Below are 22,276 nucleotides of genomic sequence, written 5' to 3' on the forward strand. Positions count from 1 at the left end.
TTATTCGTAGCTCATGGTAAAGGTAACGTTGCTGCTTACTTTACCGGCAGTAATGTCGTTGGTGCCTTTAACCCAGGCAGCGCTTGGAACGTAGGCAACACGGTAAGACAGTTGACCTTCGCCACCGGTCAGGTCAGTAACCTGGGTGTTGTTGTTTGGGTTGCCCACTTTGATACGGTCAGTCTTGGTCGCGGTGTTGTTGAACAGCGCCAGGTTGACGTTTGCAGCGTGGCCTGCAACGGTCGCGTCCGCTTTCAGCGTACCGTTAGACAGATCGGCAAACTGCTGAGAGGTGAAGTTAGCTGACGCTTTGGTCAGGGTTTCCGGGCACTGACTCATGTGCAGCGCGAACTCTTTAGAACCGATACCTGCATCTACAGTGGTTTTTTCAAGATCTGCTTTTTTAACAACAGGCAGCGTAATTGTAATATTGTTTGCATCAATACCATTATTCGTTGTAATCACACATGTGGTGTCAGTGACTGCACCATCAAAAGTGATCAGGCCCACATCTGCAGCCATTGCGGAAACGGAACCCATTGCTGCCACTGCCATAGCGGTTGCTAAAATAGTCTTATTAAACATGTTAATACATCCATTTATTTTAAAAGAATTGAAAATTCGGTGCTTTGTTATAACGAGGGGTAATATAATATTGTTTTATGTATCGAACAATTAGGGGGGCTTTAATGTGAAGTAAGATTATTTAAATTGCTTACAGGGACGACCAGAGGCGGGTTCGAGATGAAGAATCCGTAAGGTGTAACGTTGTTTTAAAAAGATAATATCTTTAATTCCTTGAGGGATTATAACGTAATGTTTAATTAAGTTTATGATGTTTATCACAATAAAGAACGCAAGTGTTATTTATTTCGTGATTGCTTTGTTGGGAATTATTTTTGCGAATTATGTATTTGTTGATTGTATTTAACAAATTAAAAACGATAGATTAAGTTTAATGGCGATATTAAAAGGGGGCCATGTTCAGCCCCCCTAAAAGACTCACGCAACCTGAACCGGAATCGCCTTTGCGGTGCGCTTCATTTCATTCTCGCCTTCGAAGTAGGCGACTTTAGGCTGCCAGCGACGCGCTTCTTCGTCAGACATCATCACGAAGCTGGCGATGATCACGATATCACCCACGTCCGCGCAGTGCGCCGCAGCGCCGTTTACGGAGATGATTTTAGAACCGCGCTCGGCGGCAATCGCGTAGGTAGAGAAGCGTTTACCGTTGTTCACGTTCCAGATATCAATCGCTTCGTTTTCGAGGATACCTGCTGCATCAAGGAAATCCTGGTCAATGGCGCAGGAGCCTTCATAGTGCAGGTCGGCCTGCGTGACTTTCACACGGTGAAGCTTACCTTGCAGCATTTTGCGAATCATTACGTTTACCTATAATTATCAGGGGTGAAAGGAACTACGCCAGCTCAACCACTTTATTGTCGATCAGACGCGCCTGACCTAGCCAGGCCGCCACCAGGATGACTGCGCGCTTGCTGTTCTGGGTTAATTCCAGCAGCGTATCAGCATCACGAATTTGTACGTCGTCAGCACGAAGCCCCTTATCGTTAAGCGCCTGCTCGGCAAGGGCGATAATTTCTTCTGCTGTTAACTCTTTTGCCAGCATCTGCTCAGCCATGGTGTTCATGACCTTGCTGAGACCCGGCGCGATTTTACGCTGTTCGGCGGTCAGGTAGCCATTACGCGAGCTGAGTGCCAGACCGTCTTTGGCGCGTACAATCGGTACGCCGACAATCTCGATATCGTAACCCATATCCGCAACCATCTTGCGGATCAGCGCCAGCTGCTGGAAGTCTTTCTCGCCAAAGCAGGCAACGTCCGGCTGTACCAGGTTGAACAGCTTGCTGACGATGGTGGAAACGCCGCGGAAATGGCCCGGGCGGCTCGCGCCTTCGAGCATGGTGGAAATGCCCGGGACGTCAACGTAGGTTGCCTCTTCGGTACCCTGCGGGTAAACATCCGCCGGTGCAGGTGAGAAGACGATATCCGCGTGGCGTTTTTTTAGCTTCTCGCAATCTTCCTGCAGGGTGCGCGGGTAGCGCGCCAGATCGTCTGCGCGGTCAAACTGCATGGGGTTCACGAAGATACTGACCACCACGATATCTGCCCGCGCGCGGGCTTCGTCGACGAGCTTCATATGGCCGTCATGCAGATTGCCCATGGTCGGGACCAGTGCGATACGTTTACCTTCCTGACGCGCGCGGCGAATATGCTGGCGAAGCAGCGGCAGGGTTTCAATGATTAGCACAACGAGACTCCTTAATGGAAACTGTGTTCTTCACCCGGGTAAACACCGGATTCAACGTCGGCAATATACTGCCTGACCGCAGCGCGCATGTCGCCCGCTTCGGCGAGGAAATTTTTGGCAAATTTCGGGATGTGTCCGCCGGTGATACCGAAGGCATCGTGCATCACCAGGATCTGACCGTCGGTCACGTTACCTGCCCCAATACCAATCACCGGAATGGACAGCGCGTCGGTAATGCGTTTCGCCAGCTCAACCGGCACGCACTCCAGCACCAGCAGCTGTGCACCTGCGGCTTCCAGCGCCAGAGCATCATCCAGCAGCGTCTGGGCGGCATCGCCGCGGCCCTGCACCTTGTAGCCGCCGAAGATATTGACGGACTGCGGCGTCAGGCCTAAATGCCCGCACACCGGCACGGCGCGCTCGGTGAGCATCTTCACCGTATCCACAAGCCAGGCGCCGCCTTCAATTTTGACCATATTGGCACCGGCACGCATCACTGCCGCCGCGTTTTCGAATGCCTGTTCCGGCGTGGCATAGGCCATAAACGGCAGATCGGAAAGCAGCAGACAGGCTGGAGCGCCACGGCGCACGGCGCGGGTATGGTAAGCGATGTCCTCAACCGTCACCGGCAGGGTGGAATCATGTCCTTGTACCGTCATCCCTAACGAATCCCCGACCAGCATGACGTTGATCCCCTCTTCGGCAAACAGTTTGGCGAAGCTGTAGTCATACGCGGTGATGGTGGCGAAGCGTTTTTTTTCCTGTTTGCATTTCTGCAGTAAGGAGATGGTGGTTGGTTTCATACTGTTTCCTGATAGCCCAAAAGCGAATCTTTGCGCATTCTAACAGTAACATTCGAGGGAACAATGATTTTAGGCAATCGATTAACCACAAATATTTTATGGTTAACCAATAAAAAAACGGCTTTACCAGCGCGCGGGTTTTTCCGCACCGAGACTGTTGAGAACGGCCTTTAGCGAGAGCCCGTCAGGGAAGGTAAGGGAAGGGGCGACTTCAAACAGCGGCCAAAGCATAAACCCGCGGTTTTTCATGTCGTAATGCGGAACGGTGAGACGTTCAGTGTTAATCGTCTCGTGACCAAACAGCATAATGTCGAGGTCGAGCGTGCGGGGGCCCCAGCGTTCGGCTTTGCGCACGCGGCCCTGCTGAAGCTCAATACGCTGGGTATTGTCCAGCAGCGCTTCGGGACCCAGTTCAGTCTCAAGGACCACGGCGGCGTTGAGGTAGTCTGGCTGATCCTGTGGCCCCAGCGGCGGTGTGCGGTAGAACGAGGAGACCGCCACGATCCGACTCTGTGGGATGTCGCCCAGCGCCTGTACGGCAGCCTTCACCTGCTCCAGCGGAGAGGCTAAATTGCTGCCGATGGCGATATACGCGAGGGTCATGCTGTTCCTTCACGACGCGGCGCGCGTTTGCGCGGGCGACGATGACGGCGACGCGGTTCCGGCTCTTCATCCAGCCCGGTCAGCATATCTTTCTGCTCTGGCGGGGCGGAGACCTGGAATTCAGCCCACCACTGCGCCAGACGCTGCAGCTCCTGGTTGCGTTCAATTTCCGCACGCAGCGACAGGAGATCGAAGGCCGCGCGGAATTTAGGATGCTCCATCAGCTTCCAGGCGCGTTTGCCCTGACGACGGGACATGCGCAGCTGAAGCTGCCAGATGTCGCGCACCAGGGTGGTAATCCGTTTCGGAATGGCGAGCGTGCGGCAGCCTTCGTCCAGCACGTCGTTGGCGGCCAGCGCGAACGCATCGTAATAGGCGAGCCCGCTCTCCTGGGTAATACGCTGTGCCGTTTCCAGCAGCGGATACCAGAACATCGCGGCAAAGAGGAACGCCGGGTTCACGCGCATGTCGTTGCGAATGCGGGTATCGGTATTTTTCAGCACCTGCGCAATCATCCGCTCCATTGGGCTGTCACCGTTTTCGGTAAAGTAGCGGGTAATGGTCGGGAACAGCGGCTGGAACAGGTTGTATTCGCGCAGAAGTTTGTAGGTTTCAAAACCGTGGCCGGCCTGCAGCAGCTTCAGCGCCTCTTCAAACAGGCGAGCAGGCGGCACGTCGTTAATCAGCGTCGCCAGACGCGGGATTGGCTCCGCCGTTTCCGGGCTGATGCGCATATTCAGCTTGGCGGCGAAACGCACGGCGCGCAGCATACGCACGGGATCTTCACGGTAGCGCGTTTCCGGCGTGCCGATCAGGCGGATCAGACCTTCTTTCAGGTCCTGCATGCCACCGACGTAATCGCGCACGGTGAAATCCGCGACGCTGTAATAAAGGCTGTTGATGGTGAAGTCGCGACGCTGGGCATCTTCTTCGATAGAACCGAAGATATTATCGCGCAGCAGCATACCGTTCTGGCCGCGCTGCGATGTCGTGCGATCGGACGCACCCGCTTCGTGGTGGCCGCGGAAGGTCGCCACTTCGATGATTTCCGGCCCAAACATTACGTGAGCCAGACGGAAACGGCGGCCAACGAGACGGCAGTTACGGAATAATTTGCGCACCTGCTCAGGCGTGGCGCTGGTCGTCACGTCAAAATCTTTGGGTTTTTTGCCCAGCAGTAAATCACGCACTCCACCGCCCACGAGATAGGCCTCGTAGCCCGCTTTATTCAGACGATAGAGCACCTTGAGGGCATTTTCACTGATATCTTTGCGGGAAATAGTGTGCTGCTCACGCGGAATAACCGACATGTGTGGCTGTGCAATAGCATCGTTCGCCATGCTCTCTTCGCGGCTTAGCACTTTACGGCAAAAATTAGCGACTCGGGTAAAAATGGTACACCTCGTAGTGTGTTTTGTTATGAAAAAAGCGGCTAATCATAGCTCAGCGCAACGCATTTGAGAATGCTGGATTTTTGGCACTGCCGCGAGCGTCCAGTTAGCAATGGCCATTTTCAGCACTTCGTCAATACGCAGATCCTGCCATTCGTTGGTTACATTCTGGTTGAGAAATCGCAGCGCGTCGATCAAAACAGGACGCGGATCGCCGTCTGGCAGGGCCGGGGCGTGGTTCTGCTTTGACAATTTTAAGCCCTGCGCATTAACCGCCAGTGGCAGATGAATGTAGTCCGGTGCCGTCCAGCCAAACTGATGATACAGCGAGATTTGTCGCACGGTCGGCTCGACCAGATCCGCCCCGCGCACTATTTCCGTCACGCCCTGAAAATGATCGTCCACCACCACGGCCAGGTTGTAGGCGAACAGGCCATCGCGACGGTGAATAATAAAATCCTCACGCGCCAGACGTTCATCGGCATGAATCTCACCGGAGAGTAAATCGTTAAAGTGCGTCACCGGGGAGTGCTGTCTGATGCGCACGGCGGCATTTTCAGGACCGTTGTTCAGCGTGCGGCAGTGGCCGTCATAAACGCCGCCTGCGCTCTGGATGCGCGAGCGGGTGCAGGTGCAGTTATAGGAAAGCCCCTGAGCGCGAAGCCAGGCCAGACGTTCCCGATAGGCCTCGTGACGCTTTGACTGCCAGAGAACCTCGTCATCCCAGTGAAGACCGTAATGTTCCAGCTGACGCAGAATGGTCTCTGCTGCACCGGGAACTTCACGCGGAGGGTCAATATCTTCGATGCGGACGAGCCATTTTCCCTGGCGGGCGCAAGCCTGCAGGTAGCTGCCGAGCGCGGCAATTAATGAGCCGAAGTGTAATTCACCGGAAGGAGATGGCGCGAAGCGCCCAATATAGTGTGATTCAGACATATCAACAGTAACAAGGCGGGAGAGACTCCCGCCTTTGGAGTGTGTAAACAGCGCTGGAATTAACCGGCCATCTGTTTTTCGCGGATTTCGGCCAGCGTTTTGCAGTCGATGCACAGATCGGCGGTTGGACGCGCTTCCAGGCGACGAATGCCAATTTCAACACCGCAGGATTCGCAGTAGCCAAAATCTTCGTCTTCGACTTTTTTCAGCGTTTTCTCGATCTTTTTGATCAGTTTGCGTTCGCGGTCACGGTTACGCAGTTCGAGGCTGAACTCTTCTTCCTGAGCGGCACGGTCTACCGGGTCCGGGAAGTTAGCAGCTTCATCCTGCATATGAGTAACGGTGCGATCGACTTCATCCCTGAGTTGATTACGCCATGCTTCAAGAATACGCTTGAAGTGCGACAGCTGGGCTTCGTTCATATACTCTTCGCCCGGTTTCTCTTGATACGGCTCCACCCCAGCGATGGCGAGAATACTCAGGGACGATGTTTTACGGTTTTGCCCTTCTTGCATGTTGCTTCTCCTTAACACGCACTATCGATCCCCGTGTTGGGGGAAAAATCAGGTCGCTATAAATAGCAGATGCTTTTCCGTATGGCAATTATCTAAACGTAACACTTGACAAGCCTGTGAGGAAAAGCGTATTTGCGCACGCGGCCAGAACACTTAATCGTCAATCGTCTAATCCCTTATAAGACAATGGGAAGAGAGGATCTCAGAGTCATATTATCGGCAGAAAGTTCCGCTTTATAAGCGAAAACCTCTACCCCCTGCTTTTGTGCCTCATTCAACAATTGCGCGTATTTAGGATCAATATGGCGGGCAGGGGAGAAACGTTCAATGGCTGAATGCAACACTGCAAACAGCAATACGGCGCGTTTGCCCGCCGCCGCAACACTCATTAGCTCTCGCAGATGCTTCTGGCCACGTAGCGTTACCGCATCCGGGAAGTAGCCATTTTCCTGTTCCGCTAACGTCACTGATTTCACTTCAATATAGCACTCCGGCCTGTCTTCCGCCTGTAACATGAAGTCAATTCTGCTGCCTTCATCGCCATATTTCACTTCGCTTTTATGCGTGCCATAACCGACCAGTTCGGGAATTACGCCATGGGTCAGCGCTTCCTTAACCAGTTGATTGGCGCGCAGGGTATTAACGCAAATAAATGCCCCGTTCTGGGTTTCGGTCATTTCCCAGGTATGGGCATATTTGCGTTTAGTATTTTCTGATGTGGAATACCAGACCCTGTCACCCGGCGTCGCGCATCCCGTCATGGCACCGGTATTGGGGCAGTGCAGGGTGAGCGGTTCGCCTTCAGGCGTGATCACATCGGCGAGGAAGCGTTTGTAGCGTTGGATAAGCGTAGCGTGCTGCAGGGGAGGACTAAACTTCATCAGACTTCCTTTCGGTGTTGCCCAGCGTCCAGCGCTGTAGCGGCGTATAGCGGGTGCGTCCCTGTGCAAAGACGGATTCATAAAGCGCGAATGTGTTGACCGGAAAAGCCCAGTGAAAACCCGGCGGCGGGATGGCAACGGCCTGACCGGCATCGCGCAGCAGGGTAATGTGCGGATGAAACGGCTGCGGGCTTTGATAACAACCGCTGCGCGCCGCCTGCGCGCGCAGCATGTTCGCCAGCTGCAATAATCCGCGCGGAGGCTGGCGCGTCCCCAGCCAGACCACGCGCGAACGCAGCCACTGACCCGCGTCGTCGAGATGCAGCGTAAATTCCGGCTGGACAATACGCCCGGCCAGTGCGGCTAACGCCCGCTGTTTTTCGGCACTGACATCGCCCAAAAAGGCCAGCGTCAGGTGCAGGTTAGCCGCCGCGACCGGGCGACCGGCTTCCGGCAGGAAGCGTTCGGCGCGCCAGCGAACAATTTGACGCTGTAGTGTTGTGGGCAATTCAATGGCAAAAAACAGCCGTTTCGACTCAGGCATACGGAGGACTCGGTAATGATATGCGCCGATGCTACAATGTACGCCGACTAATGTTAACCCTCTGGAGCTGTTAGTGTCCTCATTGCCGGTCGCCGTCGTTCTTCCTGACCTTCTCGCTGCCTTACGCCATGCCCCGCAGGTTTTGCTGAATGCCCCGACGGGGGCGGGTAAGTCCACCTGGCTGCCGCTGCAAATTCTGAAAGACGGGAACATCAGCGGGAAAATTATCCTGCTGGAGCCGCGCAGGCTGGCCGCGCGCAACGTGGCGCAGCGCCTGGCGGAACTGCTGAATGAAAAACCGGGCGAAACGGTAGGTTACAGGATGCGCGCCGAGACCTGCGTGGGCCCGACCACGCGCCTTGAGGTGGTCACCGAGGGGATTCTCACCCGGATGCTGCAAAACGATCCGGAACTGACCGGCGTCGGGCTGGTGATCCTGGATGAATTCCACGAGCGCAGCCTGCAGGCGGATCTGGCCCTTGCGCTGTTGCTGGACGTTCAGCAGGGACTGCGCGACGATCTCCGTCTGCTGATAATGTCGGCGACGCTGGACAATGTGCGGCTACGGCAGGCGCTACCTGATGCGCCGGTCATCAGCTCTGAAGGGCGGGCGTTTCCTGTTGAACGCCGCTATCAACCGCTTCCCTCCCACCCGCGTTTTGACGAGGCGGTTGCCATTGCCACCGCTGAACTGCTGCGCCAGGAGCCCGGTTCCCTGCTGCTGTTTTTGCCGGGTGTCGGTGAGATCCAGCGCGTGCAGGAGCAGCTTTCCTCTCGCCTAGGCGGTGATGTACTGCTGTGCCCGCTTTACGGCGCGCTGTCGCTGCAGGAGCAGCGTAAAGCTATCCTTCCTGCCCCGGTGGGGCAGCGCAAGGTGGTGCTGGCAACCAACATCGCTGAAACCAGTTTGACCATCGAAGGTATTCGCCTGGTGGTGGATAGCGCGCAGGAGAGGGTGGCAAGCTTTGACCCGCGTACCGGGCTGACTAAACTCCTGACGCAGCGCATCAGCCAGGCGTCAATGGTGCAGCGCGCGGGCCGCGCGGGGCGTCTTGAGCCGGGGATCTGCCTGCATCTGACCAGTGCAGAGCAGGCTGAACGCGCGGCGCAGCAAAGCACGCCGGAAATTTTACAAAGTGATTTGTCGGGCCTGGTGATGGATCTGCTGCAGTGGGGCTGTCCGGATCCTGGACAGCTTACCTGGCTTGATTCTCCCCCTGTCGTTAACCTCACCGCTGCGCGCAGTCTGTTAACTGAGCTTGGCGCGCTGGAGGGCGAACGTCTGACGGTACGCGGCCAGAAAATGGCGGTGCTGGGCAACGAGCCGCGTCTGGCCGCGATGCTGGTGGCCGCGCAAGGGGATGATGAAATTGCCACGGCGGCTAAACTGGCGGCTATCCTTGAGGAGCCGCCACGCGGAGGCAGCAGCGATCTGGGGCAGGCGTTTTCACGCAATCAGGGGAACTGGCAGCAGCGGGCGCAGCAACTGTGCAAACGGCTTAACAGCCGCGGCGGCGTGCCAGACAGCGAGAAGATTTCCCGGCTGTTAGCGCAGGCGTTTCCGGACAGGATTGCGCGTCGGCGCGGGCTGGACGGCCGCTATCAGCTGGCAAACGGCATGGGGGCGATGCTGGACAGCGATGACGCCCTGACGCGTCATGAGTGGCTGATTGCGCCGCTCCTGCTGCAGGGGAGCAACTCCCCCGATGCGCGTATCCTGCAGGCGATTGCCGTCGATATTGACGCCCTGACCCGTAGCTGTCCGCAGTTGCTTAAGCAATCGGACATCGTCGAGTGGGATGACGCACAGGGCACGCTGAAGGCGTTTCGTCGTAGCCAGATTGGGAAACTGACGCTCGGGACGAAGCCGCTGGCGAAGCCGTCGGAAGACGAGCTCCATCAGGCTATGCTGAACGGCATTCGGGAAAAAGGGCTGAGCGTGCTGAACTGGACGCCGGAGGCGGAACAGTACCGCATTCGCCTGCTCTGCGCCGCAAAGTGGCTACCGGAGCATGGCTGGCCAGCGGTAGATGACGAGACGCTGCTGGCTACGCTTGAACGCTGGCTACTGCCGCAGATGAGCGGCGTGCACTCTCTGCGCGCCCTTAAGGCGCTTGATGTTAAGACTGCGTTACAGAATTTACTGGACTGGTCATTGCGTCAACGTCTGGATAGTGAACTGCCAGAGCATTACACTGTGCCGACCGGAAGCCGGATTGCCATCCGTTATCATGAGGATAATCCGCCGGCGCTGGCGGTTCGGATGCAGGAGATGTTTGGTGAAGCAACCACGCCGTCTATCGCTGAAGGGCGCATGCCGTTGGTGCTTGAACTGCTGTCGCCTGCGCATCGCCCCTTGCAGATCACCCGAGATTTAGGGGCGTTCTGGGCGGGGAGCTACCGTGACGTGCAGAAAGAGATGAAGGGGCGGTACCCCAAACACGTCTGGCCGGACGATCCGGCGAATACGGCGCCGACGAAGCGGACGAAGAAGTATTCCTGAACGGGATGTGCGGCCTGATGCCCTCACCCCGGCCCTCTCCCATAGGGAGAGGGAGAACTAATTTTGAGAGATTTCTTCTTTCACAGGCCTGTGAAAGAAAAGAAAATCTGGCCTTTGCGCCTGAAAGTTGCGGAGAAAAAGCATGGCGGGGAATGACCGCGAGCCAATAGGACGTAAGGGAAAACCCACGCGTCCGGCGAAAGAAAAAGTAAGCCGTCGTCGCCTCAGAGATGAGGACTATGACGATGACTATGAAGACGATGATGAGGATGAAGAACCGATGCCGCGTAAAGGGAAAGGCAAAGGGCGCAAGCCTCGGGGCAAACGCGGCTGGTTCTGGCTGCTGCTGAAGCTCTTTATTGTTTTTGTTGTGCTGATGGCAATTTACGGCGTGTATCTGGATCAGAAGATCCGCAGCCGTATCGACGGTAAAGTCTGGCAGTTACCTGCGGCAGTGTATGGCCGTATGGTGAACCTTGAGCCAGATATGTCCATCACGAAAAACGAAATGGTAAAACTGCTGGAAGCCACCCAGTATCGTCAGGTGTCAAAAATGACGCGCCCTGGCGAGTTTACCGTGCAGGCAAACAGCATTGAGATGATCCGTCGTCCGTTTGATTTCCCGGACAGCAAAGAGGGTCAGGTGCGCGCGCGTCTGACCTTTGACGGGGATCGTCTGGATACCATCGAGAACATGGATAACAACCGCCAGTTCGGTTTCTTCCGTCTCGATCCGCGTCTGATCACCATGCTCTCGTCGGCAAACGGCGAGCAGCGCCTGTTCGTGGCGCGTAACGGCTTCCCGGATCTGCTGGTCGATACGCTGCTGGCGACCGAAGACCGTCACTTCTACGAGCACGACGGCATCAGCCTCTACTCGATTGGTCGTGCGGTGCTGGCGAACCTGACGGCCGGTCGTACCGTGCAGGGAGCGAGTACGCTGACCCAGCAGCTGGTGAAGAACCTCTTCCTCTCCAGCGAACGATCTTACTGGCGTAAAGCGAACGAAGCCTACATGGCCGTGCTGATGGACGCGCGCTACAGCAAGGATCGTATCCTTGAGCTGTATATGAACGAGGTGTACCTCGGTCAGAGCGGCGATAACGAAATCCGCGGCTTCCCGCTGGCGAGCCTGTACTACTTTGGTCGTCCGGTGGAAGAGCTGAGCCTGGATCAGCAGGCGCTGCTGGTGGGCATGGTGAAAGGGGCGTCCATTTATAACCCGTGGCGTAACCCGAAACTGGCCCTGGAGCGTCGTAACCTGGTGCTGCGTCTGCTGCAACAACAGCAGGTGATTGACCAGGAGCTGTACGACATGCTGAGCGCACGTCCGCTTGGCGTTCAGCCGCGCGGTGGGGTGATCTCGCCTCAGCCTGCGTTTATGCAGCTGGTGCGTCAGGAGCTGCAAAGCAAGCTTGGCGATAAGGTCAAAGATCTCTCCGGCGTGAAGATCTTCACCACCTTTGACTCCGTGGCGCAGGATGCGGCAGAAAAAGCGGCGGTGGAAGGTATTCCGGCGCTGAAGAAACAGCGTAAGCTCTCCGATCTTGAAACCGCGATGGTGGTGGTTGACCGCAACTCCGGCGAAGTTCGTGCGATGGTGGGCGGTGCCGAGCCGCAGTTTGCAGGCTACAACCGTGCCATGCAGGCGCGTCGCTCGATCGGTTCTCTGGCAAAACCGGCGACCTATCTCACTGCCCTGAGTCAGCCAAACCAGTATCGTCTGAATACCTGGATTGCGGATGCGCCTATCTCCCTGCGCCAGCCTAACGGCCAGGTGTGGTCACCGCAGAACGACGATAAGCAGTTCAGCGGTCAGGTGATGCTGGTGGATGCGTTGACGCGCTCCATGAACGTGCCGACGGTAAACCTGGGCATGTCGCTGGGCCTGCCGGCCATTGTCGATACCTGGCAGAAGCTGGGCGTAGCGAAAGATCAGCTGCACCCGGTGCCGGCGATGATCCTCGGGGCGCTTAACCTGACGCCGATCGAAGTGGCGCAGGCGTTCCAGACCATCGCCAGCGGCGGTAACCGCGCGCCGCTGTCCGCCCTGCGTTCGGTGATTGCCGAGGATGGCTCCGTGCTGTATCAGAGCTTCCCGCAGGCGGAGCGTGCCGTTCCTGCTCAGGCGGCCTACATGACGCTGTGGACGATGCAGCAGGTGGTGCAGCGTGGTACGGGTCGTCAACTGGGTGCGAAGTATCCGGGCCTGCATCTGGCAGGTAAGACCGGGACCACCAACAATAACGTCGATACCTGGTTTGCCGGTATCGATGGCCGTGAAGTGGTCATTACCTGGGTAGGACGCGACAACAACCAGCCGACCAAGCTGTACGGGGCGAGCGGGGCGATGTCGATTTACCAGCGCTATCTGGCGAATCAGTCACCAGTGCCGCTGAATCTTGTCGCGCCGGAAGATATCGTCGATATGGGCGTGGACAGCTCCGGTAACTTCGTCTGCGGCGGCGGAATGCGTACTCTGCCGGTCTGGACAACCAACCCGGATTCCCTGTGCCAGCAGAGCCAGCCTGAACAGCCGACCGGCAACCCGTTCGATCAGTCTTCTCAGCCACAGCAGCCGCAGCAGCAACCGCCGCAGCAGCAGAATGAGAAGAAAGACAGCGATGGCGTAGCCGGCTGGATTAAGGACATGTTTGGCGGTAACTAACTTTTAAAGCCCTCTTCCCCGGAAGGGGGCTTTTTTTACCCGTAAACCTCATTTCGTTAACCCTCACTTTAACTCTGATTAACCCTTCGTTTTCTCTTGTCTATTTCTTAAACCCTTAATTCTCGTAGGGCCGCTTACTGCTTGCTATGCAACCCGCGTTTCGCATATTATTCTGGCGCTCATAATAATAATTCTCGTTTACGTTATCATTCACTTTTCCATCAGAGAAACATCATGGCGCTTTCCAATACTGCTCAGCCAATGAACACGTCGCTGCGTAAACTCGCGGTCGTCGTCGCCACAGCGGTTGCCGGCGTGTCTGCTTTCGCACACGCAGCCGATACACCGAAAAAAGAAGAAACCATCACCGTTACGGCCGCGCCGGCAGCACAGGAAAGTGCCTGGGGGCCCGCTGCGACAATCGCCGCGCGCCAGTCCGCGACCGGGACCAAAACGGACACCCCTATTCAAAAGGTTCCCCAGTCTATTTCTGTGGTAACCGCCGAAGAGATGGCGCTGCACCAGCCGCGCTCGGTGAAAGAAGCCCTGAGCTATACGCCGGGCGTTGCGGTAGGTACCCGAGGTGCGTCCAACACCTATGACTACCTGGTGATTCGTGGCTTTGCCGCAGACGGTCAGAGCCAGAATAACTACCTCGACGGTATGAAGATGCAGGGCAACTTCTATAACGACGCGGTGATTGACCCTTATATGCTGGAGCGCGCCGAAATCATGCGTGGTCCGGTTTCCGTTCTGTACGGAAAAAGCAGCCCTGGCGGCCTGCTGAACATGGTGAGCAAGCGCCCAACCACAGAGCCGCTGAAGGAAGTCCAGTTCAAAATGGGCACCGACAGCCTGTTCCAGACCGGCTTTGACTTCAGCGATGCGATCGACGATGACGGCGTTTATTCTTACCGCCTGACCGGCGTTGCGCGTTCGAATAACGCGCAGCAGGAAGGTAAAGGCGAGCAGCGTTATGCTATCGCACCATCCTTCTCCTGGCGTCCGGATGACAAAACCACCTTTACGTTCCTCTCCTACTTCCAGAACGAGCCTGAAACGGGCTACTACGGTTGGCTGCCAAAAGAGGGAACCGTTGATCCGCTGCCAAACGGCAGTCGTCTGCCGACGGACTTCAACGAAGGCGCGAAGAACAACACCTATTCCCGTAACCAGAAAATGGTGGGATATAGTTTCGACCACGAATTCAACGACACCTTTACCGTGCGTCAGAACCTGCGCTTTGCCGAGAACAAAACCTCGCAAAACAGCGTTTACGGCTATGGCGTCTGCTCCGACCCGGCTAACGTTTACAGCGCGCAGTGCGCGGCCTTAGCACCTGCGGATAAAGGCCATTATCTGGCGCGTAAATACGTTGTCGATAATGAGAAACTGCAGAACTTCACCGTGGATACGCAGCTGCAGAGCAAATTTGCTACCGGTCAGGTGGACCACATCCTGCTGACCGGTGTTGACTTTATGCGCATGCGTAACGATATCAACTCCTGGTTCGGCTACGACGACTCTGTGCCGCTGCTGGATCTCTACAATCCGGTGAACAGCGATTTCGATTTCGGTTCAAAAGATCCGGCGAACTCCGGCGCGTACCAAATCCTTAACCGCCAGAAGCAGACCGGCCTGTACGTTCAGGATCAGGCGCAGTGGGATAAAGTGCTGGTGACGCTGGGCGGCCGTTACGACTGGGCCGATCAGGACTCCTATAACCGCGTATCGAACACCACGGCTAAACGCGATGACACCCAGTTCACCTGGCGTGGCGGCGTGAACTATCTGTTCGATAACGGCGTAACCCCGTACTTTAGCTACAGCGAATCCTTCGAGCCTGCTTCTCAGACAGGGGCGAGTGGCAACATCTTCGCACCGTCGAAAGGCAAGCAGTACGAAGCGGGCGTGAAATACGTGCCGAGCGATCGTCCTATTGTGATTACCGGTGCGGTATATCAGCTGACCAAAACCAATAACCTGATGGCTGACCCTGCGGGTTCATTCTTCTCCGTTGAAGGCGGCGAAATTCGCGCGCGTGGCGTCGAGCTGGAAGCGAAAGCGGCACTGTCTGCGAGCGTTAACGTTGTCGGTTCCTACACCTACACCGATGCGGAATACACCACCGACACCAACTACAAAGGCAACACGCCAGCGCAGGTGCCTAAACACATGGCCTCAGTGTGGGGTGATTACACGATGTTTGATGGTCCACTGTCTGGCCTGACGCTGGGTACCGGCGTTCGTTATACGGGCTCCAGCAAAGGCGACCCGGCGAACACCTTCACCGTGGGCAGCTATACCCTGGTGGATGCGCTGGTCAGATACGATCTGGCGCGCGTCGGGATGGCAGGCTCAAACGTGGCGCTTCACGTGAACAACCTGTTCGATCGTGAATACGTTGCCAGCTGCTTCAACACCTACGGGTGCTTCTGGGGTGCTGAACGCCAGGTTGTGGCTACCGCGACCTTCCGCTTCTAATCTCTGTCCGGGCACGGTTCGCCGTGCCCTTTTTATTTAAGTTGGCTGATATGCAGGATAATCAAACGCAACCCGACACCACCTTTACGCTCAACCATCTCTCCTTTCGCGTACCCGGGCGCACCTTGCTGCATCCGCTCTCTTTGACGTTCCCCGCAGGTAAAGTCACTGGCCTGATTGGTCACAACGGTTCCGGTAAGTCCACGCTGCTTAAGATGCTGGGACGCCACCAGCCGCCGTCAGAAGGCGACATTCTGCTGGATGACCAACCGCTCGAGAGCTGGAGCAGCAAAGCGTTTGCCCGCAAAGTGGCGTATCTGCCGCAGCAGCTGCCGCAGGCGGAGGGGATGACGGTGCGAGAGCTGGTGGCGATTGGGCGTTATCCGTGGCATGGCGCGCTTGGACGCTTCGGCGTGGCCGACAGAGAGAAAGTGGAAGAGGCGATTGCGCTGGTCGGGCTAAAGCCGCTTGCGCACCGTCTGGTGGATAGCCTGTCCGGCGGTGAACGCCAGCGCGCGTGGATTGCGATGCTGGTGGCCCAGGACAGCCGCTGCCTGCTCCTTGATGAACCCACCTCCGCGCTCGATATCGCCCATCAGGTCGATGTCCTGGCGCTGGTGCACCGCTTAAGCCAGCAGCGCGGTCTGACGGTGATTGCGGTGCTGCATGACATCAACATGGCGGCGCGCTATTGCGACTACCTTGTTGCGCTGCGCGGCGGCGAAATGATTGCGCAGGGAACGCCGTCCGAGCTGATGCGCAGCGAAACGCTGGAACATATTTATGGTATTCCGATGGGTATTCTGCCTCACCCGGCCGGGGCTGCACCGGTGAGCTTTGTCTACTGATGCTCGATAACACACGCATTAGCCGCCGTCGCCTGCTGACGGCGATGGCCCTCTCACCGCTGCTGTTAAAAATGAATGCGGCGCGTGCCGCCGCCGTCGATCCGCACCGCATAGTGGCGCTGGAGTGGCTGCCGGTCGAGCTGATGATGGCGCTCGGCGTCACGCCCTACGGCGTGGCGGACATTCCTAACTATAACCTCTGGGTGAACGAGCCGAAGCTGCCGGACTCGGTGATCGACATCGGCCTGCGGACGGAGCCAAACCTCGAGCTGCTCACCCAGATGAAACCGTCGTTCCTGTTCTGGTCAGCGGGCTACGGTCCGTCAGAGGAGACCATGGCGCGCATCGCGCCCGGACGTGGATTCGCCTTCAGTGACGGTAAAAAACCGCTGGCCATGGCGAAAAATTCGATTAACGAGATGGCGCGTTTCCTCAACCGCGAGGTCGAGGCCAAAAAACATCTCGACGAATTTGATGCCCTGATCGACTCCCTGAAGCCCCGCTTTGCTCACCGGGGCGATCGTCCGCTGCTGATGGTGACACTGCTGGATGCCCGCCATATGCTGGTTTTCGGTAAAAACTGCCTGTTCCAGGAAGTCCTCGACAGTTTTGGTATTCGTAATGCCTGGGAAGGGGAGATGACGTTCTGGGGCAGTACCGCTGTGGGGATCGATCGTCTCGCGGCGTTTCGCGACGTGGATGTGCTGTGCTTCGATCACGGCAACGAGCGCGCCATGCAAACCCTGATGGCGACGCCGCTCTGGCAGGCGATGCCGTTTGTCCGTGAGCAACGCTTCCAGCGCGCTCCGGCGGTCTGGTTCTACGGCGCGACGCTCTCGGCCATGCATTTTGCCCGCGTGCTGGATAACGCGCTGGGAGGTAAAGCATGAGTTCACGGATTGCCCGCTTCCCGGCGCTTCTGCTGGTATTGATTTTCCTTGCCGCGCTGGCGTTAACCGGGTTTAACCTCTCGGCCGCATTACCGCGCGCGCAGTGGGGTGCCGCGCTGGCCTCGCCGGATATCGACAATATTCAGCAGATGCTGTTCCACTACAGCCTGCTGCCGCGTCTGGCAGTCTCCCTGCTGGTTGGTGCCGGTTTAGGGCTGGTGGGCGTGCTGTTCCAGCAGGTTTTACGTAACCCGCTGGCGGAACCCACCACACTCGGCGTCGCGACCGGCGCCCAGCTAGGGATCACCATCACCACGCTGTGGACGCTGCCGGGGGCGTTAGCCTCGCAGTTTGCGGCGCTTGCCGGAGCGTGTGCGGTGGGCGCGCTGGTCTTCGGCGTGGCCTGGGGGAAACGCCTTTCCCCGGTGACGCTGATTCTGGCCGGGCTGGTGGTCAGCCTGTACTGCGGGGCGATCAACCAGCTGCTGGTTCTGTTCCACCACGATCAGCTGCAAAGCATGTTCATGTGGAGTACCGGGACGCTGACCCAGACCGACTGGAGCGTGGTGCAGCGCCTGTGGCCGCAGCTGGCTGGCGGTGTTGTGCTGACGCTGCTTCTCCTGCGTCCTCTGACGCTCATGGGACTGGATGATGGCGTGGCGCGCAACCTGGGGCTGGCGCTGTCGCTGGCTCGCCTGGCGGCGCTGACGCTGGCGATTGTATTGAGCGCCCTGCTGGTGAACGCGGTCGGCATCATCGGGTTTATCGGCCTGTTTGCCCCGCTGCTGGCGAAGATGCTCGGAGCGCGTCGCTTGCTGGCGCGTCTGATGCTGGCGCCGCTGATTGGGGCGCTGATCCTCTGGCTTTCCGATCAGCTTATTCTCTGGCTGGCGCAGGTCTGGCGTGAAGTCTCCACCGGCTCGGTCACCGCGCTGATCGGGGCGCCGCTGCTCCTGTGGCTGCTTCCGCGCCTGCGCAGCATGAGCGCACCGGCGATGGATGCGGGCGAAAAAGTCCATACTGAGCGTCAGTCGGTACTGTGGTTTAGCCTTGTCGGGCTGGCGGTGCTGATTATCGCCTCGTTCGCGGCGCTCTCATTCGGACGCGATGCCGCGGGCTGGCACTGGGCAACGGGGGATTTACTCAACGCCCTGCTGCAGTGGCGCTGGCCGCGTATCCTCGCTGCGCTGATCGCAGGCGTGATGCTGGCGGTGGCAGGGTGCATTATTCAGCGTCTGACCGGCAACCCGATGGCGAGCCCGGAAGTGCTCGGGATCAGCTCTGGCGCCGCCTTCGGCGTGGTGCTGATGCTGTTCTTCGTGCCGGGCAATGCGTTTGGCTGGCTGATGCCTGCCGGTAGTCTCGGGGCGGCGGTTACGCTGATGATTATCCTGATTGCCGCTGGTCGAGGCGGGTTTTCACCGCACCGTATGCTGCTGGCGGGGATGGCGCTCAGCACCGCATTCACGATGCTGCTGATGATGCTGCAGGCAAGCGGCGATCCGCGTATGGCGAAGATCCTGACCTGGATATCCGGTTCAACGTACGGCGCGACCGGCAGCCAGGCGATTGGGTCCGGGATCGTGATGATCGTACTGCTGGCGATGGTGCCGCTGTGCCGTCGCTGGATGACCATTCTGCCGCTCGGCGGGGAAACCGCGCGCGCGGTGGGAATGGCGCTGACGCCAGCGCGTATAGCGTTGCTGCTGCTCGCTGCGTGCCTGACGGCGACGGCGACCATGACGATTGGCCCGCTGAGTTTTGTGGGGCTAATGGCGCCGCACATTGCCAGAATGATGGGGTTCCGCCGGACGATGCCGCATATCGTGATGTCGGCCCTGACGGGCGGGGTGATGCTGGTGTTTGCGGACTGGTGCGGAAGAATGGTGCTGTTCCCGTATCAGATCCCGGCGGGTCTGCTGTCGACCTTTATCGGTGCGCCGTATTTTATTTATCTGTTGAGAAAGCAGAGTCGGTAGTCAGGTGCGGCCTGATGCCCTCTCCTACGGGGAGAGGGAGAACACCGTAGGCCGGGTAAGCGTTAGCGCCACCCGGCAATGCCCTTACAGTTTCGCAAACACCTTACGCGCCGCGTCAATGGTGTTATTGATATCTTCTTCACTGTGCGCCACGGACATAAAGCCCGCTTCGAACGCTGACGGTGCCAGGTACACGCCTTCTTCCAGCATCAGGTGGAAGAAGCGCTTGAAGCGTTCAACGTCGCACTTCACCACGTCCTGATAGCAGGTCACGGTTTCCGCCTCGGTGAAGAAGATCCCGAACATGCCGCCCACGTGGTTAACCACCAGCGGAATACCGGCTTCCTCTGCCGCTTCCAGCAGGCCGTTTGCCAGTTGCGTGGTCCGGTCGGTCAGGGTTTCATGGATGCCTGGCTGAGCCACTTCGGTCAGGCAAGCAAAGCCCGCCGCCATCGCGATAGGGTTACCGGAGAGCGTGCCCGCCTGGTAAACCGGGCCGGTGGGTGCCAGCGCTTCCATGACGTCCTTACGCCCACCGAATGCGCCGACCGGCATGCCGCCGCCGATGATTTTACCCAGGCAGGTCAGGTCCGGCTCGACGCCGTAGTAAGACTGGGCGCCCGCCAGCGCTACGCGGAAGCCGGTCATCACTTCATCGATGATCAGCAGCGCACCGAACTCATCGCACAGGGCACGCAGGCCCGGCAGGAAATCAGGCTGCGGTGGAATGCAGTTCATGTTGCCCGCAACCGGCTCAACGATGATGCAGGCGATCTCCTGCGGATACTGCTCGAACGCCGCGCGAACGGTGTTCAGATCGTTGTAGGTACAGGTCAGGGTATGCTTCGCGAAATCCGCAGGCACGCCAGGCGAGTTTGGCTGGCCGAGCGTCAGCGCGCCGGAACCCGCTTTCACCAGCAGGCAGTCCGCATGACCGTGGTAGCAACCCTCAAACTTGATAATCTTGTCGCGACCGGTAAAGCCGCGCGCCAGGCGGATGGCGCTCATGGTCGCTTCGGTACCGGAGTTCACCATGCGCACCATGTCCATGGTCGGGACCAGCTCGGTGACCAGCTCCGCCATTTTCACTTCCATTTCGGTTGGCGCACCGAAGCTCAGGCCGCGCTGAGCGGCTTCAATCACCGCGTTACGAATGGCCGGGTGGTTGTGTCCCAGCACCATCGGGCCCCAGGAGCCGACATAATCGATATAGGCTTTGCCATCGACATCATACAGATACGCGCCGTCAGCACGTTCGATAAACAGCGGCGTGCCGCCCACGCCGGTAAAGGCGCGCACAGGTGAGTTCACGCCACCCGGAATAAGCTCGCGGGCTGCACTGTAGAGGTTTTCAGACTTGCTCATGGCGTCGTTCCTGGTTCGTATAAAATGATTAAGCCCACTATTCTAAGTGATTCGGGGAAGGTTATGAAATTTTTAGCCGGGTAATGCTTTAAGATTTGTTAAGTAATTTTCAGGAGACGGTGGGACTGTCTCTGGTAAAATCCTCGCGGCTTTTTGTATGACGAATAAGTACAGGACATGAAATCAGATTCTCCGTCTTTTGAAGAACAACAGTTTACGCGTGCCCAGCATCGAATCAGTATTCGACGGCTGCTCAATCGCGATAAAACGCCGCTGGCGATCCTGCTGGCCGCTGCCGTGGTGGGAACACTCGCCGGTCTGGTGGGCGTGGCATTTGAAAAAGCGGTTAATGCCGTGCTCAACTGGCGAGTGGGAACCGTGGCCGGTTTCGCCGACAGCCGATGGCTGGTCTGGGTTGCGGCGTTCGGGCTGTCGGCGCTGTTTGCCATGGTGGGGTATTTCCTGGTGCGTAAATTTGCGCCGGAGGCGGGCGGGTCCGGCATCCCGGAAATTGAAGGGGCCCTGGAGGAGCTGCGTCCAGTGCGCTGGTGGCGTGTCATCCCGGTGAAATTTATCGGTGGCATGGGTACGCTGGGCGCGGGGATGGTTCTTGGCCGGGAAGGGCCTACGGTTCAGTTGGGCGGGAACGTCGGCCGCATGGTGGGCGATCTGTTTCGGATGCGCAGCGCCGAAGCGCGCCATACGCTGCTGGCAACCGGTGCGGCGGCGGGGCTGTCGGCGGCCTTTAACGCGCCGCTGGCGGGCATTTTGTTTATCATCGAAGAGATGCGCGCGCAGTTTCGCTACAACCTGATCTCCATTAAAGCGGTGTTTACCGGCGTCATTATGTCGAGCATCGTGTTTCGCCTCTTTAATGGCGAAGGGGCGGTCATTGAGGTGGGTAAACTGACCAACGCGCCGGTGAACACCCTGTGGCTTTACCTGATCCTCGGCATGATTTTTGGCGTGGTGGGGCCGCTGTTTAACACCTTTATCCTACGCGCTCAGGATATGTTCCAGCGTATTCACGGTGGGAATACGACCAAATGGGTGCTGATGGGCGGCCTGCTGGGCGGAATCTGCGGCGTGCTCGGGTTTATCGAGCCGAATGCCGCAGGCGGCGGGTTCGGGCTGATCCCCATTGCGGCGGCGGGGAACTTTAGCGTGGGTCTGCTGCTGTTTATGTTTATCTCCCGCGTCATCACGACGGTGCTCTGTTTTTCCTCCGGCGCGCCCGGTGGGATATTTGCCCCGATGCTGGCGCTGGGAACCTTGCTGGGCACCGCGTTTGGTATGGCGGCGGAAGCGGGCTTTCCCGCCTATCACCTTGACGCCGGGACCTTTGCGGTGGCCGGAATGGGCGCGCTGCTTGCCGCCTCCCTGCGCGCGCCATTGACCGGGATCGTGCTGGTGCTGGAGATGACGGATAATTACCAGCTCATTTTGCCAATGATCATTACCTGTCTCGGCGCGACACTATTAGCCCAGTTCCTGGGTGGAAAACCGCTATACTCCACCATTCTTGCACGTACTCTGGCAAAACAAGAGGCGGAGCGGGCCGCAACGCAGAATACTTGAATGAATTACCAGGGTATTA

General features: G+C 57.8%; 18 protein-coding genes. 7 read left to right on the forward strand and 11 right to left on the reverse strand.

The features are described 5' to 3' along the window. The 10 genes from ABFV38_RS03855 to thpR all read right to left on the reverse strand — a co-directional run bounded on the left by ABFV38_RS03855 (position 1) and on the right by thpR (position 7,942). On the reverse strand, positions 1-585 hold the full coding sequence (locus ABFV38_RS03855; protein WP_348958541.1) for a fimbrial protein: 585 nt from the start codon (positions 583-585) through the stop codon (positions 1-3). 417 nt (positions 586-1,002) lie between these two features. Further along, on the reverse strand, positions 1,003-1,383 hold the full coding sequence (panD, locus tag ABFV38_RS03860) for an aspartate 1-decarboxylase (RefSeq protein WP_006173750.1): 381 nt from the start codon (positions 1,381-1,383) through the stop codon (positions 1,003-1,005). A 34-nt stretch (positions 1,384-1,417) separates the two neighbouring features. Beyond that, on the reverse strand, positions 1,418-2,269 hold the full coding sequence (gene panC / locus ABFV38_RS03865) for a pantoate--beta-alanine ligase (protein WP_008501942.1): 852 nt from the start codon (positions 2,267-2,269) through the stop codon (positions 1,418-1,420). A gap of 11 nt (positions 2,270-2,280) precedes the next feature. Beyond that, positions 2,281-3,072: a 3-methyl-2-oxobutanoate hydroxymethyltransferase gene (gene panB, locus ABFV38_RS03870; RefSeq protein WP_008501941.1), complete on the reverse strand. Its 792-nt coding sequence runs from the start codon at positions 3,070-3,072 to the stop codon at positions 2,281-2,283. A 123-nt stretch (positions 3,073-3,195) separates the two neighbouring features. Next, a complete protein-coding gene (folK, locus tag ABFV38_RS03875) occupies positions 3,196-3,675 on the reverse strand; it encodes a 2-amino-4-hydroxy-6-hydroxymethyldihydropteridine diphosphokinase (protein WP_048028475.1) in 480 nt (159 codons plus the stop codon). Then, the gene (pcnB, locus tag ABFV38_RS03880; RefSeq protein WP_080347332.1) at positions 3,672-5,069 is read right to left on the reverse strand and encodes a polynucleotide adenylyltransferase PcnB; all 1,398 of its coding nucleotides are present in this window, start codon (positions 5,067-5,069) and stop codon (positions 3,672-3,674) included. The genes folK and pcnB overlap by 4 nt, the downstream gene beginning before the upstream one ends. A 42-nt stretch (positions 5,070-5,111) precedes the next feature. Next, positions 5,112-6,002, reverse strand: a complete 891-nt coding sequence (gene gluQRS / locus ABFV38_RS03885) for a tRNA glutamyl-Q(34) synthetase GluQRS (protein WP_348958543.1) — start codon at positions 6,000-6,002, stop codon at positions 5,112-5,114. Positions 6,003-6,061: 59 nt separating this feature from the next. Then, a complete protein-coding gene (dksA, locus tag ABFV38_RS03890; protein ID WP_001155232.1) occupies positions 6,062-6,517 on the reverse strand; it encodes an RNA polymerase-binding protein DksA in 456 nt (151 codons plus the stop codon). 176 nt (positions 6,518-6,693) lie between these two features. After that, on the reverse strand, positions 6,694-7,398 hold the full coding sequence (sfsA, locus tag ABFV38_RS03895; RefSeq protein ID WP_039265695.1) for a DNA/RNA nuclease SfsA: 705 nt from the start codon (positions 7,396-7,398) through the stop codon (positions 6,694-6,696). Further along, positions 7,388-7,942, reverse strand: a complete 555-nt coding sequence (gene thpR / locus ABFV38_RS03900) for an RNA 2',3'-cyclic phosphodiesterase (RefSeq protein WP_348958545.1) — start codon at positions 7,940-7,942, stop codon at positions 7,388-7,390. Before thpR ends, sfsA begins: the two co-directional genes overlap by 11 nt. 73 nt (positions 7,943-8,015) lie before the next feature. Between thpR and hrpB the strand changes: the two genes are divergently transcribed. The 6 genes from hrpB (at position 8,016) to fhuB (ending at position 19,314) form a co-directional block, all read left to right on the forward strand. After that, positions 8,016-10,445 (forward strand): ATP-dependent helicase HrpB, encoded by a 2,430-nt coding sequence (gene hrpB, locus ABFV38_RS03905; protein WP_348958547.1) that lies wholly within the window; start codon positions 8,016-8,018, stop codon positions 10,443-10,445. A gap of 142 nt (positions 10,446-10,587) precedes the next feature. After that, positions 10,588-13,113 (forward strand): bifunctional glycosyl transferase/transpeptidase, encoded by a 2,526-nt coding sequence (mrcB, locus tag ABFV38_RS03910; RefSeq protein WP_348958549.1) that lies wholly within the window; start codon positions 10,588-10,590, stop codon positions 13,111-13,113. 234 nt (positions 13,114-13,347) lie between these two features. Beyond that, on the forward strand, positions 13,348-15,597 hold the full coding sequence (gene fhuA, locus ABFV38_RS03915) for a ferrichrome porin FhuA (protein WP_111967240.1): 2,250 nt from the start codon (positions 13,348-13,350) through the stop codon (positions 15,595-15,597). Positions 15,598-15,647: 50 nt separating this feature from the next. After that, entirely contained in the window at positions 15,648-16,445 is a 798-nt protein-coding gene (fhuC, locus tag ABFV38_RS03920) for a Fe3+-hydroxamate ABC transporter ATP-binding protein FhuC (RefSeq protein ID WP_047346397.1), read from the forward strand. Further along, positions 16,445-17,335: a Fe(3+)-hydroxamate ABC transporter substrate-binding protein FhuD gene (gene fhuD / locus ABFV38_RS03925; RefSeq protein ID WP_348958550.1), complete on the forward strand. Its 891-nt coding sequence runs from the start codon at positions 16,445-16,447 to the stop codon at positions 17,333-17,335. Before fhuC ends, fhuD begins: the two co-directional genes overlap by 1 nt. Beyond that, positions 17,332-19,314, forward strand: a complete 1,983-nt coding sequence (gene fhuB, locus ABFV38_RS03930) for a Fe(3+)-hydroxamate ABC transporter permease FhuB (protein ID WP_348958551.1) — start codon at positions 17,332-17,334, stop codon at positions 19,312-19,314. The genes fhuD and fhuB overlap by 4 nt, the downstream gene beginning before the upstream one ends. Positions 19,315-19,398: 84 nt before the next feature. On the opposite strand, the gene hemL is transcribed toward fhuB, so the two are convergent. Next, entirely contained in the window at positions 19,399-20,679 is a 1,281-nt protein-coding gene (gene hemL / locus ABFV38_RS03935; RefSeq protein ID WP_348958552.1) for a glutamate-1-semialdehyde 2,1-aminomutase, read from the reverse strand. A gap of 177 nt (positions 20,680-20,856) precedes the next feature. On the opposite strand from hemL, the gene clcA reads away from it, so the two are divergent. Continuing rightward, the gene (gene clcA, locus ABFV38_RS03940) at positions 20,857-22,257 is read left to right on the forward strand and encodes a H(+)/Cl(-) exchange transporter ClcA (protein WP_045907827.1); all 1,401 of its coding nucleotides are present in this window, start codon (positions 20,857-20,859) and stop codon (positions 22,255-22,257) included. Positions 22,258-22,276: the final 19 nt, after the last annotated feature.

Source organism: Enterobacter cloacae complex sp. Mu1197, from assembly GCF_040059225.1.
Taxonomy (GTDB): domain Bacteria; phylum Pseudomonadota; class Gammaproteobacteria; order Enterobacterales; family Enterobacteriaceae; genus Enterobacter; species Enterobacter quasiroggenkampii.